Source organism: Mycobacterium sp. (assembly GCF_029961025.1).
Taxonomy (GTDB): domain Bacteria; phylum Actinomycetota; class Actinomycetes; order Mycobacteriales; family Mycobacteriaceae; genus Mycobacterium.
On the sequence record NZ_JASBVP010000001.1, the window covers coordinates 21,579 to 36,509 of the forward strand.

Sequence of the window (14,931 nt, forward strand, 5' to 3'; positions counted from 1 at the left end):
AAAAGCCGTGGCGGCGAACAGCTCGGCGGTATCGCTGACCACGCCTCACTACCGACGCTCAAGCGGTTCGGTGATGAATGCGGCGATTTGCTCGACGAAACCCTGCAAATCGCCGAGGTCATGAAGGCGCGCGATGACAATGCCGTCTGACACCTGGATATATTCGTGCACAAGAACATTTCGAAATCCGACGGCTTTGCGCAGCGCCTCCGCGATGTCGTCCGTGAGGACATCGTGACTTCCGAGCAGTCGCATCGCGTCGCCGTTGTCGGCAGGTGGCCCCCAACCTTTGGCCGAGCAGATGTGCTGTGCGACGTCGATGCAAGCCTCGATCGCAGTGACAAAGGTGTACTTGACGCCGCGCAGCCATATCGGGTCCGCCCGGCGGGCCTCATCGGCCGCGGATTCGCGACTCAGAATTTCCAGGTCGTCGCTGATACCGCGCAGCAGTCGAAGGATTCGAGTCTCATCGACCACGGCGCACCGCTTCGGCGAACTCCCTATGGGCCTGGGTGAGTCTCGGCAGCTCGTCCAGGTAGATCTTGCGCGTCGTCGCTTCCCAGACCACCCGCCTTGCGCGGTCGGTCTCGAATAACAGCCTGCCGTGCAGCGCAACTCTGCCCGCGAGTTCGAGGGGAGCATCGTTTAAGACGAGCAGGTCGACACCTGCGGGCAAAAGAACCTCGAAAGCCTGCGGTGGGTGCCCGCCGAAGTAGGCGGCTATGTCGATGTCAGACGTCGCCCGTGCCGTGTTGTTGGCCCGGCTGCCGTGCAGGTAGGCGAAGACCGCGCCGTGACGCCGCAGCGCCTCGACGGCCTGGTCGATTCGCGTCGGGGCGTCGTTCATGTGCGCAATTGTCGCAATTATCCGAGTAGGCCGCACACAGCCCGGATTTGCCGGTGCCCGGCGACTTTATGGGTCGACGGGTGTCGGTGTCCGCAGCCGCTCACCGCGCCAGGCGAAGACGGTCCGGCTTAGGCCCGCGGCCATTGCTCGGCGCCGGCCTGGCCGACCGCGACCAGCAGCATGAACGTCCGGGTCCCCTTGCCGGCGGCCGTGGTGAGAACGACCGGGTAATACCCGTCGAGCACGGACTGGGCCACGCTGATCGCCACCGTCGCGGTGGCCGAACCGTCGGCGGCGAAGCGTCCCGATACCGGTGCCACCGCGATCCCCGCACCGTAGGAGGTACCGGTGACGGTGTAGTCGGGGGCGCCGCCGCCGATCATCCGTTGCGCATCGACGGTCACGGTCGCCGTGGTTCCCGGCGCGACCGCGACGATGTCGGGGACGACGTTGACGGTCACCGCCGAGCCACCCTCACCGAATGCCGGCGGTGATGCGGATTCCACAGTGCCCCAGCCGTTGTCGGGAGTGGCGGAGAGCGCGAACACCAGCTCGCCGCCGGTGCGGGTGATCGACTCCGGGAGATATGTTCGCTCGGTGGGCCGCCCATCGACACTGAGGCCGTTGATGTACTTCAGGCGGTTGGGTGCCGAGACTCGGGACGCGGAGATGCGAATGAATCTCCCTGCGGGCAGCGCGATCACGATGCGGTCGAATAGCGGTGTGTGCACCGTGAGGATCGCCGTTCCCGGGGTGCTGGGATACAGGCCGAGCGCGGCCCAGACATACCAGCTGGACAGCGCGCCCAGGTCGTCATTGCCCGGCTCCCCGTCGGGTGTCGGCCCGAACAGGCTGCTGCGCACCCGGTCGACCAGGTCCTGGGTTTTCCACGGCTGACCGACGTAGTTGTACAGCCACGGCACCCCGAAGCCCGGCTCGTTGCCGATCCACAGGTAGGGCTTGTCCGGGCCCGCGTTGAGTTCCTTTGTGAAGCCGTCGAGCCGCTCGGCCACCGCCTTGCGGCCGCCCAGGGCGGTCACCAGGCCCGTGATATTCTGCGGCACCCACCACACGTACTGCGCGGCGTTGCCCTCGTCGAAGCCGGGCTGGCCGAAGCAGAACGGCGGGGGCTCGACGAAGCCGGGTCCGCGGGGAAAGAAGCCGTAGACGTTGCGGGGCGAGATGTAACGGGTGGTGGGGTTGAACAGGTTCTGCCAATACTGCGCCCGGCGCTGGAATTCGGCGGCTGTCGCGGAATCACCCAGCGCGTCGGCGAATCGCGAAATCGCGAAATCGTCAACCGACCACTCCAGCGTGATCGAGGCACCGGGGACGGAGCCGTCGACGCACGACTCGGACGTCACCGGAAGGTAGCCTCGCTGCAGGTAGGTGGCGATTCCCGGGCGCTCCACGTAACCGTCCCGCCCGGCACCGCCGTGGGTTGCCGCGCCGACCATGTAACGCAGTGCCGTGTGGACGTCAAAGTCCTTGGCCCCGAACGTGTAGAGATTTACGATCAGCGGTACCACGCTGTCTCCGGTCATCTCGGCGGTCGCGGCATTGGCCAGCGCCCACCGCGGAAAAGAGCCGCTTTGCTCCGCGTCGTTCACCAGCGATTGGGCCATGTCGCTGGCACGCTCCGGAAACAGCAACCCGTGCAGGGCGGCGACACCCCGGTAGGTGTCCCAGTCGGAGAAGTTGGTGTATTGGGCGTGCCCCGCGGTCACCGTGTGGATGACTCCGTCGAATCCGATGTAGCGACCGTCGACGTCGTTGAAGGTGTTGGGGTGCAGCAGCGAATGGTACAAGGCGGTGTAGAACGTCGCCACGTCATCGCTATTGGCGCCGGCCACGGCGATGCGCGACAACGCGGCGTTCCATTCCCGCGTCGCCGCGGCGCGCACGTCGTCGAAGCTTGCCCCGCCCTCGGCGGCGAGGTTGGCTCGCGCCCCGTCCACTCCGACGTAGGACAGCGCGGTGCGCACCTCGATCACCGAGCCGGACGGGAACTCCACGTAACCGCCGCTGTCACTCGAAAACGCAACGCGGCCAGCGGGATACACCCAGAACCCGTCCCAGGTGCCGTAGGAGGTGAACGGACGGTTGAACTTCATCGCGAAATACACCGTGTAGGCGTTCTTCTTGCCGCAAAATCCGCCGCTGGTCGCCGCTCCGGTGATCGTGGTGTTGTCGGCACCGATCTGCAGGGTCGCGGCGGAGTTCCCCGCCAGCGACCCGCCGGCCCGAACCAGCAGCCGGGCAGGACGAGCGTTGTGCGGGTAGTGGAACCGCCCGACGCCAGTGCGGGTGGTGGCGGTGAGCTCCGCGCTCACCCCGGTGTCGGGAAACCGCACCGTGTAGTAGCCCGGCACACCCACCTCGGTGTCGTCGTGGGCGATTTTCTCGGTGGCGTCCCAGGGGTGCGTGCCGATCGCGGCGGTGGTGGGCAGCATCGAGATGTCGCCGAAGGCCGCACAGCCCACCGAGGCGTGGGTCATGCTGAACCCGGTGACGCGATCTTTGTGGTAGTTGTAGCCGGCGTAGGTGTCGGTGGTGTCAGGTGAGTACTGCACCATGCCGAATGGCATTGAGGCTCCGGGGAAGTTGTTGATCTCCCCCACGGTCGGGCCTCCCCTGCCGGTGCCGATCAGGGTGTTGACGTGGTCGACAGGGTTCACGACGAACGCCGGCTCACTCTCGTAGGCCGTGGGCGGAGCGGTCATCACCATCGCGCCGACGAGCATCACCGCTACCAGTACCGCGAGCCCGCCACGTGCTCCGGCGCGTCTTAGCATCCGCTGCTTTTGACGACGCAATCACTTGGCACCCGATCCTCGGGTGCGGTCAGCTTCAGCCCCCGGGGGGTCCGGCTCACCGCCGCGACGACGACCGCGCCGATGCGGTCAGGGCTGATCATTGTCATACAGTGATGGTAATTCGTCTGACGTCACGGGTTCCGTTTCCGCCGCGCCCGACGGCCGGGTATCCGGTTAAGTTGTCGGCGAGCGCCGGCGCGGCGCTTGGCCGAGCCGAAGGATCGTGGAGCATGCGAGTTGACGGGCGCGAGGTCGCCGTGACCGGCAGCTTGCTCCAACCACCGGCCCGGCGCACCAACGACATTCTCCGGCTCGTCTCAGCGGCGGCGTTTTTCGGGCTCGTGATCACCGGCTCCCTGATCACCCGCCCGCAGTGGGTCGGCCTGGAGAAATCCATCTCGCAGATCGTCGGGGTGCTGCCCCCCGCACAAGCCGAGCTGGTGTACCTGGTATACGGCATCGCGATAGTGGCGTTGCCGTTCGTGATCCTGATCGGCCTGATCGCCGCCCGGCAATGGAAACTGCTGGGCGCCTATGGCGCCGCGGGGCTCATCGCCATCGTGGCGCTGTCGATCAGCGGAACCCACATCGCGGCTCCCCAATGGCATTTCGACCTCTCACAGCACCTCGACACGTTGCCCTCCCAGTTCCTCGACGATCCGCGCTGGATCGCGATGCTCGCTGCGGTGCTCACCGTCTCGGGACCCTGGCTGCCCGCGCGCTGGAGGCACTGGTGGTGGGCATTGCTGTTGGGTTTCGTGCCGATCCACCTGCTGGTCAGCGCGGTGGTTCCGGCCCGCTCACTGCTGGGGCTGGCGGTGGGCTGGTTCGTCGGCGCCCTGGTGGTGCTGGTCGTCGGGACCCCCGCCCTGGAGGTGCCGCTGCACGGCGCGGTGCGCGCGATGGCCGCGCGCGGGTTTCGCGTGTCCGCGCTCACGGTGCTTCGCCCGGCCGGGACCGGTCCGCTGGTCCTTGCCGCCGAATCCCCGGATTCCGGGTTCACCGCGGTGATCGAGCTGTACGGCCCGCATCAACGCAGTGGCCGTGCCCTGCGCCAACTCTGGGCCAAGCTGCGGCTGCGGGACACCGAGACCGCCCCCCTGCAGGCCTCGATGCGCCGCGCCGTGGAGCATCGCGCCTTGATCACCATCGCCGTCGGGAGCCTGGGCATCGCCAACACCGCGACGATCGCCGTCAGCGCGCTCGATCGGGGCTGGATGTTATACGCGCACACACCCGTGCGTGGACTCCCGATCAGCCGATGCGCCACGACGACACCGGTCGCGCGGGTGTGGGAAGCACTGCGATGCCTGCACGATCACCAAATCGCCCATGGCGACCTGCGCGGCACACACATCACGGTGGCCGACGGCGCGGTGCTGTTCGGTGGTTTCGGCAGCGCCGAATACGGCGCCACCGACGCCCAATTACAATCCGACATCGCCCAACTGCTGGTGACGACGTCGGCGCTATATGGCGCACAGTCCGCGGTGGGCGCCGCGATCGACACGTTCGGCAAAGACGCGGTGCTGACCGCGTCGCGCAGACTCACCAAATCCGCTGTGCCGGCGCGGATCCGCGCCTCGGTTCCCAACCCGGGCGCGGTGATCGCCGAGGGCCGCGCCGAGGTGATGCGCCAGACCGGTACCGATCAGATTCGCGCCGAAACGATCACCCGGTTCAGCCGTGGCCAGGTCATTCAACTGGTGCTGTTGGTTGCGCTGGTCTACGTCGCCTACCCGTTCATCAGCACCGTGCCGACGTTCTTCGCCGAGCTGAGCAGGGCCAACTGGTGGTGGGCCCTGTTGGGCCTGGCGGTCTCGGGGATGACGTATGTCGGCGCGGCCGGTGCGTTGTGGGCCAGCGCCGACGGGCTGGTGAGCTTCAAGAACCTGTCAATCATGCAGGTGGCCAACACATTTGCTGCGACCACCACCCCCGCCGGTGTCGGCGGGTTGGCGCTTAGCACACGGTTCCTGCAAAAGGGCGGTCTCAACACCGTGCGCGCCACCACGGCGGTGGCGCTGCAGCAGTCGGTTCAGGTGATCGTGCACGTCGCGTTGCTGATCGTCTTCAGCGCGGCCGCGGGCGCGGGCACCGATCTGTCGCACTTCGTGCCGAATGCCACCATGCTCTACCTGATCGCGGGCGTGGCGCTGGGCGTCGTCGGTGCGTTTTTGTTCGTGCCCAGGCTGCGGCGCTGGCTCGCGACCGCGGTGCGCCCACAGCTGAAGGAGGTGACCGGCGACCTTCTCGAGCTGGCGCGCGAACCCAAGCGGCTGGCGCTGATCGTGCTCGGCTGCGCCGGAACCACTCTGGGTGCGGCCCTGGCGTTGTGGGCCAGTGTCGAGGCGTTCGGTGGGAGGGCGACGTTCGTCACCGTCACCGTGGTGACGATGGTCGGTGGGACTCTCGCCTCGGCCGCCCCCACCCCGGGTGGCGTCGGGGCCGTGGAAGCGGCGCTGATCGGTGGGCTCGCCGCCTTCGGCGTGCCCGCGGCCGTCGGTGTGCCGTCGGTGTTGCTGTATCGGGTGCTCACCTGCTGGTTACCGGTCTTCGTCGGTTGGCCCGTCATGCGGTGGCTGACGAAGAACGACATGATCTAACGGCTCCCCGGTAGCGAAATCGCTCAGAGGCGGGCAAACCGAACATCCTCCTCGCGCAGACCGATGATGCCGACGCAGTAGCGGCGCCGCTACGGGCGCCGCGCCGTCACGAACAAGCTGTGCGGCACCGCATCGTCGATGTCTGCGGGCGGACGCCCATAGCGGGCCATCAGCTCCTCGGCCGCCACCACCGAGACCTCCCAGCCGTGGCGGCGGAACCAGTCGCCCACGTCGCCGCGGTCCTCGAGGTACCACAGCTCCTGAACGTCGGGGATGTCCCGCCGCTCGCCCAGCCGGGCCATGATGTCACGGATGCGCTGCATCTGCTCACGCCACCTGGCGCGGGCCTGCGGGTTGTTGAAGTCGGGTCCGGGTGCCTCGACCGCGATGCGGCTGCCGGTGGCGGCCAGTGCCCGCGCCCGCTCGAACAGCAAATCCTGGGCCGCGGCCGGCAAAAACGGCAGCAGCCCCTCCACCGACCAAGCGCTGGGGGCTACGACATCGAAGCCGGCCTGCTGCAACGCCGTCGGCCAATCTTGGCGCAGGTCCACCGGGACGTCGACGAGATGACATCTGGGCTGCACACCGTGTTCGCGCAGTGTCGACGATTTGAACTCCAGCACCTTGGGTTGGTCCAGTTCGTAGACGGTGGTGCCGCCGAGCCACGGCAACCGCCAGGCCCGCGAGTCCAGGCCCGCGGCCAGGATCACCACTTGGCGTATACCCGCGTTGCCGGCGTCAAGGAAAAACTCGTCGAAAAAGGCTGTCCGGCAAGCCATGTAGTCGACCATCGACCGCCTTCGCAGCACCAGATCGGGTTCGGCCTCAAGGACTTCAGGGGGCAACTCGCGACCCCAGAACCAGTTCCAGAAGCCGTCCCCCGCGGCGTCGAGGAACACCCGCGCGAACGGATCGGTGATCAGCGGGTTCTCGCTCTCGGTTTCCGCCGCCCGAGCCGCCGCCACTCCCAGTGCGGTCGCGCCCACGCTTTCGGTGATCTCCCAGCTGTCGTTGTCGGTCCTGGCCACCATCACTCCTCACCTACTCACCCATTCCGTCGATCTGCCCGTCGACCTGGAGGCTACGCCGAACTCTTGCGGGTGCCGCGGGCCCGCACCCACCACGGTAGCGCGGCCCGTCGCCGGTGTGGCTGTTTCAATTGTTTCGATCCTGCCGAAGAGTGCTAGCCTGCAACCATGCCCACCGCCGCCGCGCCGCTCGCCCGCCAAATCGCGGAGCGTGCGCATCGCGACCGGCCGTTTGCCCAAGTCCTCGGCGCGCTCCTGGAGGCCCCGACGGTGCCGCAGGGAACACTCGAGCGGATCGCCGCCCACGCGCTGAACGACCGGCGCCGTGCCGCCGTCGTGCAGGAATTCGTCGAAGGCTCGCTGCCCACCCCGGCGGTCCAAGCGCTGCTGGGTCTCGGCACACCGCAAGCGGTGCACCGGTTGCGCAGCCGGGGCAAGCTCCTGGGCGGGCCGGTGGGCAACCGGACGTGGTTTCCCGCATGGCAATTCGACGACGGCCGGCTGCGCCCGGATCTGCCCCGGATCCTCGAATTGCTGGCCCGCTTCACCGCGGATCCGCTGGCCGCCGATCGCATCATGCGCATCAGGCACGACGAGCTCGGTGGCGCGTCGATCGCCGAGGCGCTGCGCAACACCAAGGCCGCGGCCACGGCCTGGCGGATGCTCGCGGACCTCGGTGCCTGAGCTTCCCGGCGGCTATCTGGCGCCCCTTCCCGGCGCTCGGCCCACCGGGCTCCGCCGTCGGCGCGTTCGTGCCGGGACCGAGATCTGGCGACTGGACGCGTCCGCGCCTGCCGACTGGACCTGGGAGGGGTTCCCCACGCCGCGTCACCGCTTCGACCCCGCCTCCGGTGCGTTTCGCGCCCGCTACGGCGCCAGCAGCCTCGTGGGCGCGTTCCGGGAGCGCTACCGGGCCACCGGCCTGGTGATCCCCGCCGACCACGCCGCCCACCGCCTGGTCCGGCTCGTCGCCGCCCGGCACCTTCGGGTACTGGACCTGCGAACCGAGCGCAACCTCGACGCGCTGCGCGTCGACGACCAGATCAGCACCGGGATGCACCCCGAGGTGTGGACGACGTGTCAGCGGCTGGCCGACGCGGTCAGGCGGTGGTGGCCCGACCTCGACGCCATCGTCTACCGGTCCCGCACCACCCCCGAAACCTCGGTCAACGTCGCCTTTTTCGCTGCGGAGGCGTTCGCCGTCGAGTCCTGGGCGCTCGACGAGCGTGCCGATATTCTCAGCAATCTTGTGCTGCGCCACGGCTTCACCGTGGTTCAGGGGATCCCGCGGAGCCGGTCGATGAGTGCGACCAACCGTGCCTGATGAGACCCCGGCCAGTAGATCTGCCCGCATCCGGTACAGCGGCTGAAGTCGTGGTAGTAGCGGCGGGTCAACGGCTGCAGGTCGTGGATCACCGCGTCTTTGGTGACCGCGGCCAACCCGCCGTTGCAGCGCACGCAGCGGGTTAGCGGTGCCAGCCGCTCGCGCAAATCCAGGCGCCGGATCACCTCACGCGTCTGCTCCTCGGGTTCATCGGAGTGCACGAAAAGGCCATGGGTGATCGCGCGGCGTTTTAGCAGGCCGCGGTCCCGGGTCAACAGGATCCGCTGCTGGCCCAGGCTGATGTCGGTCAGCGTCTGGTCATCGGCGTCGCTTGACCACCACACGTCGAATCCCAGCACGCGAAGCAGTCGCGCCAGCCGGCCGAGGTTGACATCGACGACAAAGCGCGGATCGCGCAGCGGGACCGGCCGCAGCCTGGCCGTCAAGCCGATGTCGAGGGCCTCGAACATCGGGTAGGCGGCGATGCGCTCACCGGGATTGGGCCGGTGCGCGAAGTCCACCGGTTCGCCCTCCACCAGGATGAGGTCGACCTCGATGTGCGGAATGCCCATGGCCTCCAGGACGTCCTTGACCGTTTGGTGGGGCCGGAACGGACGGCGTACCGTCACACCGCGCGACTCCGGGTCGAGGAAGTCGTTCAGTTCGGCGTAGGCCCGCACATCGACGTAGCCGCTCATTCCCCATGCTCTCGCGTGCGGGTCGCCGCGCGCAACGTGGTTATCCGCGTCACCCGCAGACGGCCGCACCCGGCGCGGCATGGGTGCGGGTGATCACCGGTCGCGCATGGCCCGCGGCGCGCACCGCCCGGCGCACCGCTTCGCCGACGGACCGCACCCGCGCCTCCGGCGCCAACGCGATCACGCAGCCGCCGAAGCCGCCGCCGGTCATCCGGGCGCCCAGCGCCCCGGCGCGAACCGCGGTGTCGACGATCAGATCGATGGACGCCGTGGTGATTTCGAAGTCGTCACGCATGGAAGCGTGCGACGCGGTCAGGATGCGACCGGCCTCGGCGAAATCCGCATCGCTCAGCGCCGCAACGAAATCGAGCACCCGACGGTTCTCGGTCAGCACATGGCGGGCACGGCGGGCCGCGACCGGGTCGGTGATCGCCTGCAGCGACGACAGATCCTCGATGTCGCGCAGCGAAGGCGCGTGCAACTCGGTCGCGGCGTGCTCGCACGCCCAGCGGCGGGCCGCGTACTCGCCGCCGGCGTGGCTATGCCGCTCGCGGGTGTCGATCAGCAGCAGCGCCACACCGTAGGCGTCCGGGTCGAAGCGCACCGGTCGCACACTGACGTCGCGAAAGTCGATCAGCAGGGCCGTCGACGGCTCCCCGAACAGCGAGGCCAGCTGGTCGAGCAAACCCGTTGGGGCGCCGACGTAGTCATTTTCGGCACGCTGCGCAACCCGCGCCTGCTCGAGACGCTCGATGCGGATACCGGCGGCGGAGGTGATCGCACCCAGGGCCGCGCACGTCAACGCCGCCGACGACGCCAGGCCCGATCCGATCTCGATGCCGCTGGTGACCGACATCGCGCCGCCGGGCAGCGGGTATCCGCGACCCCGCAGCGCCCACACCACCCCCGCCACGTAGCCGGCCCAGCCGGTCACCTCACCGGGAACGGTGCTCAGCGGAATCCGCGCCGATCCGGGCAGGCGGTCGCTGCACACCGTGATCGCGTCGGTGTCCCCGGGCTCGAAGGTCACCACGGTGCGTTGCGGCAGCGCGATCGGCAGCGCCAAACCCAGGTTGTAGTCGGTATGCTCGCCGACGAGGTTGATCCGCCCCGGCGCGCCGTAGCGGATCGTCATCCGAGTTCCCGCAGCCGCTGCGCCACGTTTTCGGGCGTCACGTCACTGATGAACGCGTCCATCGCCGACTCGGAGGCCGCGAGATACTTAAGCTTGGTGGCGCTACGCCGGATCGACATCAGCTCAACGTGAAAGTAGCCGTCTCGCTGGGTATCCGAGGTGGTGAACTGGTGCAGCGCTGAAATATACGGCAGCGGAGTCGAGTACATCCGATCGAACCGTCGCAGCACATCGAGGTAGATCCCGGCGAACCCCTCCAGCTCGGCGGTGTCGAGCTCGACGAGGTTGTGCACGAACCTGTTCGGGTAGATATGCACCTCCACCGGCCAGCGCGCGGCGAACGGGACGAACGCGGTGAACAGCTCGTTGCGGGCGATCACCCGGACGCCGTCAGCGAGCTCATGGGCAAGCAGGTCTGCAAAGAGGTTGCTGCCGTGGCTGAGTCGATGCTTCCGGGCTTGATGCAGCATCGCCGCGGTGCGCGGGGTCAGATACGGGTAACCGTAGATCTGACCGTGCGGATGGGTCAGCGTCACCCCGATCTCCTCGCCGCGATTCTCGAAGCAGAACACCTGCTCGATCCCCGGCGCGGTCATCAGCTCGGCGGTGCGATGCCGCCACGCCTCCACCACCAGCCGGGCGTGCCGCGGATCCAGGTCGGCGAACGAACCGTCGTGCTCGCTGCAGAAGCAGATCACCTCGCAGCGGCCGTGAGCCGGCGCGGCCGCGAAGCCCGCCGGGGGCGCCAGCGTCCCCCGACCCGCATCCGACAGGCTGGGGAACCGGTTTTCGAAGACGACGACGTCGTAGTCGGGCGCCGGCACCTCACTGGTCAACCCGGTCGGACCCGGACACAGCGGGCACTGATCCGGCGGCGGTTTGTAGGTGCGGTCCTGGCGCAGCGCCGCGATGATCACCCACTGCCCGGTCGAGCGGTCGAACCGCAACTGCGATCGGCCCGGATCCCGCGCCTCCCGCGCCGGCAGCCGCCGGCGGTCGGCCACCGGGGCCGGCGTGCGGCCGGGTAACGCGAAGAACAGCAGGTCACGGCCGTCGGCCAGCTTCACCCGGGTCGGCGCCGTCACGATGTCGAACAGTAACCGACCGGCGGGCCGCGGCGTGCTCGACGTCGACCTGGCCGCGCGTTCCCGGGCACCGGCGGTGACCCGGGGATCTCATGCCCGCGCGACCAGCCGTGAGACGATGGGCGTGGCCGGCGTCAGCGGAGTCGAGGCGAACTTCGCCCTAAAGCCGGCGACCCAGCGCCGGCAGCGCTCGGTGAGCTGGTAGTCGTCGGTCTGCAAGTGCCCGCGGGTGACGAGCACACCGAGCTGGGCGCCCGCGCAGCGCAAGTCGCCGGGAGCCGCGACCCGCAGGTAGAAGGCCTCGGACCCGTCGATCAGCGTGGCCCAGTCGTTGGCGGAGCGGGCGAAGCAGACCCGACCGTCGTCGTCGATGCGCCACACGCCGGTGCGCGGCGTCGCGGTGAAGAGCTCGATATCCGGTGAGGTCTCCGCGATTATCACTTGGCCCCAGACCTCGTCCTCCCCGTAGCCCCGCTCCCAGCGCGAGTTGATCTCGTCGATGTCGAGCCGGTACTCCACGTCGAGGTACTCGAGCAGGTGAAAGAGGAACAGGGGTATGTCGGCGTAGGCCTCGGTCGTCAGGTTGGTCATCGGGCTGGCACCGCTCAGGCGGGGGTTGACCTCGCCGAGGTAGAGCCGGCCGGAATCCAGGTCGTGAAGAAGGTCCACCTCGAAGTAGCCGCGGTAGCCCTGGCGGTCGAGAACGTCACCGAGCTTTCGCACCATCTCGCGCGCGGCATGCGTCTGCTCCGGCGGCAGCGCCCCGCGCCAGATATCGTTGCCGCACCAGGCGCCCGGGTACGGTGTCAGCTCCGGGTAGCCGACGAGACTCGTCATCGCGGGGCCGATCACGGTTCCGTAGCGGGTCACGACTCCCTCGATGCACACCTCGACGTTGCGGATGCGCGTCATGACCTTGATTTCCTGCGGATTGTCCCGCTGACTTTCCTGCTGGCCGGTCAGGGCAGCGGCGTAGCGGTCCCAGTCGCCCCGATTGCGGATAAAAAACGTCCCGCTGCCCGCGTTGCCATAAGCGGCCTCGACGACCAGATCCTCTCCCAACCCGGCATGGCGCGCGAGCGCCAGCAGCTCGTCGTAGGAGCCGGCCCGTCCGATCGCGTGCGGCACACTGGGTACCCCCGCCTCATCGGCCAGGCGGGTCATGACGATCTTGGAGTCAAGCCGATGGCGTAGCTCCGCCGGCGGATGCATCACCTCGAGGCCCGCCTGGCGTGCCAGCGCCTGGGTCTGCTCGTCGAGCATCACAAAGCAGGCCTTGCCTCCCGGCCCCCGGCTGGCGATGAATTCGAGTGTCTCGGGATCACGCAGCAGGTGGTTGCACACCTCACCCATGGACTCGAAATCCACGCGGTCGCGCCGCCGGGGCACAAACACCCGCGAATGTTCGCCCTCGAAGGAATCAAAGTAGGTCAGGTAGAAGAAGTTTCGTACCCAGCGGTCGATGCCGAGCAGGTTGAACGGGGTCGGCGAGATGAAGTACAGCGGCGTGACGTTGGTGTGAAAGAACGCACGCACGTCCGAGAGTCCGTTTAAGGGACGGCGTGGTCCGGGCGCCATCACACCGGCCCCGGCGATATCCGTATCGGATTGCCGTGCGCGGACTGCGAGACCGGTGGGGGCGCGCCGACCGGCGCCACCCGGGTGCAACGGCGGGGATTCATGCCCCGATTCTGCCCTACCGGTAGTGGTGTCGAAGTATCCGGGGCACGGCGGTGGTATCCACTGCGTGAACCCACGCGAATATCGAATGAATACCATGAGTATTTCCGGGTTGTGGCGGTTTCACCAGCGGTATTTCGGTTTAGGCTGCTGCTGTGAGCACCCCAGAGATCCCCGATTGCCAGACCACCGAGCTGGCGCTGGCGGCCGGGCGTGGTGACCGGGACGCGCTGGCGGAATTCGTGCGCGCGACGCAGCACGACCTGTGGCGTTTTCTGGCGCATCTGTCCGGCGCCGACACCGCCGAAGACCTCGCCCAGGAAACCTACCTGCGCGCGATCACCAGCCTGCCCAGGTTCAGCGGCCAGTCCAGCGCGCGCACCTGGCTGCTGGCGATCGCCCGCCGGGTCAGCATCGATCACACCCGCCGGGAAATGGCGCGCCCGCGGATCTCCCCGCATGCGGACTGGGCGGCCGCCGCCGACCGGGCGGCGGCCCGGCGCTCCTGCGGCCACGAGGACATCGTCGAGCTGAACCTGCTGCTGGATGCGTTGTGCCCGGAGCAGCGCGAGGCGCTGGTGCTCACCCAGGTGATCGGGATGTCCTACGCGGAAGCCGCCGACGTCATGGGGTGTCAGGTGGGCACCATCCGCTCCCGCGTGGCCCGGGCCCGCGAGGAACTCCTGCAGGCCCGCGACGTCTGCGCCGAAGCCGGCTGAGATTACTCGCCTTCGGCTGAATCCGCGGCGACAACGCGCGCCAATCCTGGTCCACGTGGGCGTAGCGCACACCGGGCACTTTCGGCACGCGCGATGCGCACAATCTCACCGGCGGTCCGAAAGGCCTGGGTGCTCCGGTCCGCCGGCTCGATCGTGAACGCGGCGGCTAGGCGCAACACCATCACCGCCAGCGCGCTGGAGGTTCGGCACGGCACCACCAGGAGATTCGCCGAAGCCCGGCTGCCGGTGATCAGCATCAAGCGCTGGCGGCCCGCCGCCCTGCAAGGATCCGCCATTCGCGGGCGATTCAGCGAGTCCAGGTCCGGCGAACCCTCCAGCGGTGACCAGTTGACGCTGATATCGATGATCCGACCCAATCGTGTGGACAGGGCGTCGATCAGTTCGGGAAGCTCGCGGGCTATCGAGCCGGTGCGCGGCCACCACGCTCCGTCAAGCCGCTCGCCCAGTTCACTCGCCAGGGTGAGGCGCACCGGGCTGGCCAAGCGCCGGCCGTGAGCCGCGCTGTTCATGGCGCTGAAATCCCCGCGGCGGCACCGGCCGGTTCGCAGCGCGGAAAACGGGTACACCCACCGGATTTCGAGGCTGCGGTCGATGAAATCGGTTTCTCCCCAAGGCGAAAAGCGCATGACTTTCGGTGATCCATAGACGATTCCTTCACTTCGAGGTTGACTCGGTGCATGAGTGGGCTCGACAACCAAATCCGGGTGCAGATGGTTGTTATCGTCCGACAGCACGTCCGAGGATCACCGCTGGCTACGAAACGTTCACCGTCGACGCTACACCCCTGCGGGTCGCGTGGATACCGTCACGGCGGGCCGAGCCGCGAGCGGGGGCCACCCGCAGTGCACCCCGTCGATTCACCGAGCACGAAGCGACCACCGCGCACCCACGCTCATTATTCAGACGGCTTCCCTGCAAACCGGAAAATAGGAGAAAACTCGCCGGGAAACCGCAAGGCGCCCAGCGTCCACA

13 protein-coding genes and 1 pseudogene are annotated in these 14,931 nt (G+C 68.0%); 4 read left to right on the forward strand and 10 right to left on the reverse strand.

Annotated features, from left to right (window positions below; translation table 11 throughout):
• Positions 1-48: 48 nt before the first annotated feature.
• The 4 genes and pseudogenes from QJR12_RS00150 to QJR12_RS00165 all read right to left on the reverse strand — a co-directional run.
• A complete protein-coding gene (locus QJR12_RS00150; RefSeq protein WP_300574921.1) occupies positions 49-477 on the reverse strand; it encodes a DUF86 domain-containing protein in 429 nt (142 codons plus the stop codon).
• Positions 467-847 carry a nucleotidyltransferase domain-containing protein gene (locus QJR12_RS00155; protein ID WP_300574923.1) on the reverse strand — a complete coding sequence of 127 codons (381 nt, stop codon included), beginning with the start codon at positions 845-847 and terminating at the stop codon, positions 467-469. The genes QJR12_RS00150 and QJR12_RS00155 overlap by 11 nt, the downstream gene beginning before the upstream one ends.
• Positions 848-975: 128 nt before the next feature.
• Entirely contained in the window at positions 976-3,591 is a 2,616-nt protein-coding gene (locus QJR12_RS00160; protein ID WP_300575136.1) for a GH92 family glycosyl hydrolase, read from the reverse strand.
• Between the two features lie 62 nt (positions 3,592-3,653).
• Positions 3,654-3,752: pseudogene (locus tag QJR12_RS00165) on the reverse strand (type II toxin-antitoxin system PemK/MazF family toxin); the annotation flags it as partial.
• A 141-nt stretch (positions 3,753-3,893) separates the two neighbouring features.
• On the opposite strand from QJR12_RS00165, the gene QJR12_RS00170 reads away from it, so the two are divergent.
• On the forward strand, positions 3,894-6,269 hold the full coding sequence (locus QJR12_RS00170; protein WP_300574925.1) for a lysylphosphatidylglycerol synthase transmembrane domain-containing protein: 2,376 nt from the start codon (positions 3,894-3,896) through the stop codon (positions 6,267-6,269).
• A gap of 89 nt (positions 6,270-6,358) precedes the next feature.
• Here QJR12_RS00170 and QJR12_RS00175 read toward each other — a convergent pair whose 3' ends face one another.
• Entirely contained in the window at positions 6,359-7,297 is a 939-nt protein-coding gene (locus QJR12_RS00175) for a class I SAM-dependent methyltransferase (RefSeq protein ID WP_300574927.1), read from the reverse strand.
• Between the two features lie 168 nt (positions 7,298-7,465).
• Between QJR12_RS00175 and QJR12_RS00180 the strand changes: the two genes are divergently transcribed.
• Together QJR12_RS00180 and QJR12_RS00185 are read left to right on the forward strand one after the other, a co-directional pair.
• Positions 7,466-7,981 carry a hypothetical protein gene (locus QJR12_RS00180; RefSeq protein ID WP_300574928.1) on the forward strand — a complete coding sequence of 172 codons (516 nt, stop codon included), beginning with the start codon at positions 7,466-7,468 and terminating at the stop codon, positions 7,979-7,981.
• Complete coding sequence (locus tag QJR12_RS00185; protein WP_300574929.1) at positions 7,974-8,621, forward strand: RES family NAD+ phosphorylase; 648 nt, start codon at positions 7,974-7,976, stop codon at positions 8,619-8,621. The genes QJR12_RS00180 and QJR12_RS00185 overlap by 8 nt, the downstream gene beginning before the upstream one ends.
• Here QJR12_RS00185 and QJR12_RS00190 read toward each other — a convergent pair.
• The 4 genes from QJR12_RS00190 to QJR12_RS00205 form a co-directional block, all read right to left on the reverse strand.
• The gene (locus tag QJR12_RS00190) at positions 8,573-9,319 is read right to left on the reverse strand and encodes a Mut7-C RNAse domain-containing protein (RefSeq protein WP_300574930.1); all 747 of its coding nucleotides are present in this window, start codon (positions 9,317-9,319) and stop codon (positions 8,573-8,575) included. The two genes, QJR12_RS00185 and QJR12_RS00190, sit on opposite strands and share 49 nt — an antisense overlap.
• Positions 9,320-9,368: 49 nt before the next feature.
• The gene (locus tag QJR12_RS00195; protein WP_300574932.1) at positions 9,369-10,454 is read right to left on the reverse strand and encodes a galactokinase; all 1,086 of its coding nucleotides are present in this window, start codon (positions 10,452-10,454) and stop codon (positions 9,369-9,371) included.
• On the reverse strand, positions 10,451-11,551 hold the full coding sequence (gene galT, locus QJR12_RS00200) for a galactose-1-phosphate uridylyltransferase (RefSeq protein WP_300575138.1): 1,101 nt from the start codon (positions 11,549-11,551) through the stop codon (positions 10,451-10,453). The genes QJR12_RS00195 and galT overlap by 4 nt, the downstream gene beginning before the upstream one ends.
• A gap of 78 nt (positions 11,552-11,629) precedes the next feature.
• Positions 11,630-13,117: a biotin carboxylase gene (locus QJR12_RS00205; RefSeq protein WP_300574934.1), complete on the reverse strand. Its 1,488-nt coding sequence runs from the start codon at positions 13,115-13,117 to the stop codon at positions 11,630-11,632.
• A gap of 257 nt (positions 13,118-13,374) precedes the next feature.
• Here QJR12_RS00205 and QJR12_RS00210 point away from each other — a divergent pair, with 257 nt between their 5' ends.
• Positions 13,375-13,938: a sigma-70 family RNA polymerase sigma factor gene (locus tag QJR12_RS00210; RefSeq protein WP_300574935.1), complete on the forward strand. Its 564-nt coding sequence runs from the start codon at positions 13,375-13,377 to the stop codon at positions 13,936-13,938.
• A 2-nt stretch (positions 13,939-13,940) separates the two neighbouring features.
• On the opposite strand, the gene QJR12_RS00215 is transcribed toward QJR12_RS00210, so the two are convergent.
• Positions 13,941-14,585, reverse strand: a complete 645-nt coding sequence (locus QJR12_RS00215; protein ID WP_300574937.1) for a DUF5994 family protein — start codon at positions 14,583-14,585, stop codon at positions 13,941-13,943.
• Positions 14,586-14,931: the final 346 nt, after the last annotated feature.

Excerpts from the sequence above, each read along its gene's own strand:
- QJR12_RS00155 (WP_300574923.1), bottom strand. The coding sequence starts at position 847 with ATGAACGACGCCCCGACGCGAATCGACCAGGCCGTCGAGGCGCTGCGG.
- QJR12_RS00160 (WP_300575136.1), bottom strand. The coding sequence starts at position 3,591 with ATGCTCGTCGGCGCGATGGTGATGACCGCTCCGCCCACGGCCTACGAG.
- QJR12_RS00170 (WP_300574925.1), top strand. The coding sequence starts at position 3,894 with ATGCGAGTTGACGGGCGCGAGGTCGCCGTGACCGGCAGCTTGCTCCAA.
- QJR12_RS00180 (WP_300574928.1), top strand. The coding sequence starts at position 7,466 with ATGCCCACCGCCGCCGCGCCGCTCGCCCGCCAAATCGCGGAGCGTGCG.
- QJR12_RS00190 (WP_300574930.1), bottom strand. The coding sequence starts at position 9,319 with ATGAGCGGCTACGTCGATGTGCGGGCCTACGCCGAACTGAACGACTTC.
- QJR12_RS00195 (WP_300574932.1), bottom strand. The coding sequence starts at position 10,454 with ATGACGATCCGCTACGGCGCGCCGGGGCGGATCAACCTCGTCGGCGAG.
- QJR12_RS00205 (WP_300574934.1), bottom strand. The coding sequence starts at position 13,117 with ATGGCGCCCGGACCACGCCGTCCCTTAAACGGACTCTCGGACGTGCGT.
- QJR12_RS00215 (WP_300574937.1), bottom strand. The coding sequence starts at position 14,585 with ATGCGCTTTTCGCCTTGGGGAGAAACCGATTTCATCGACCGCAGCCTC.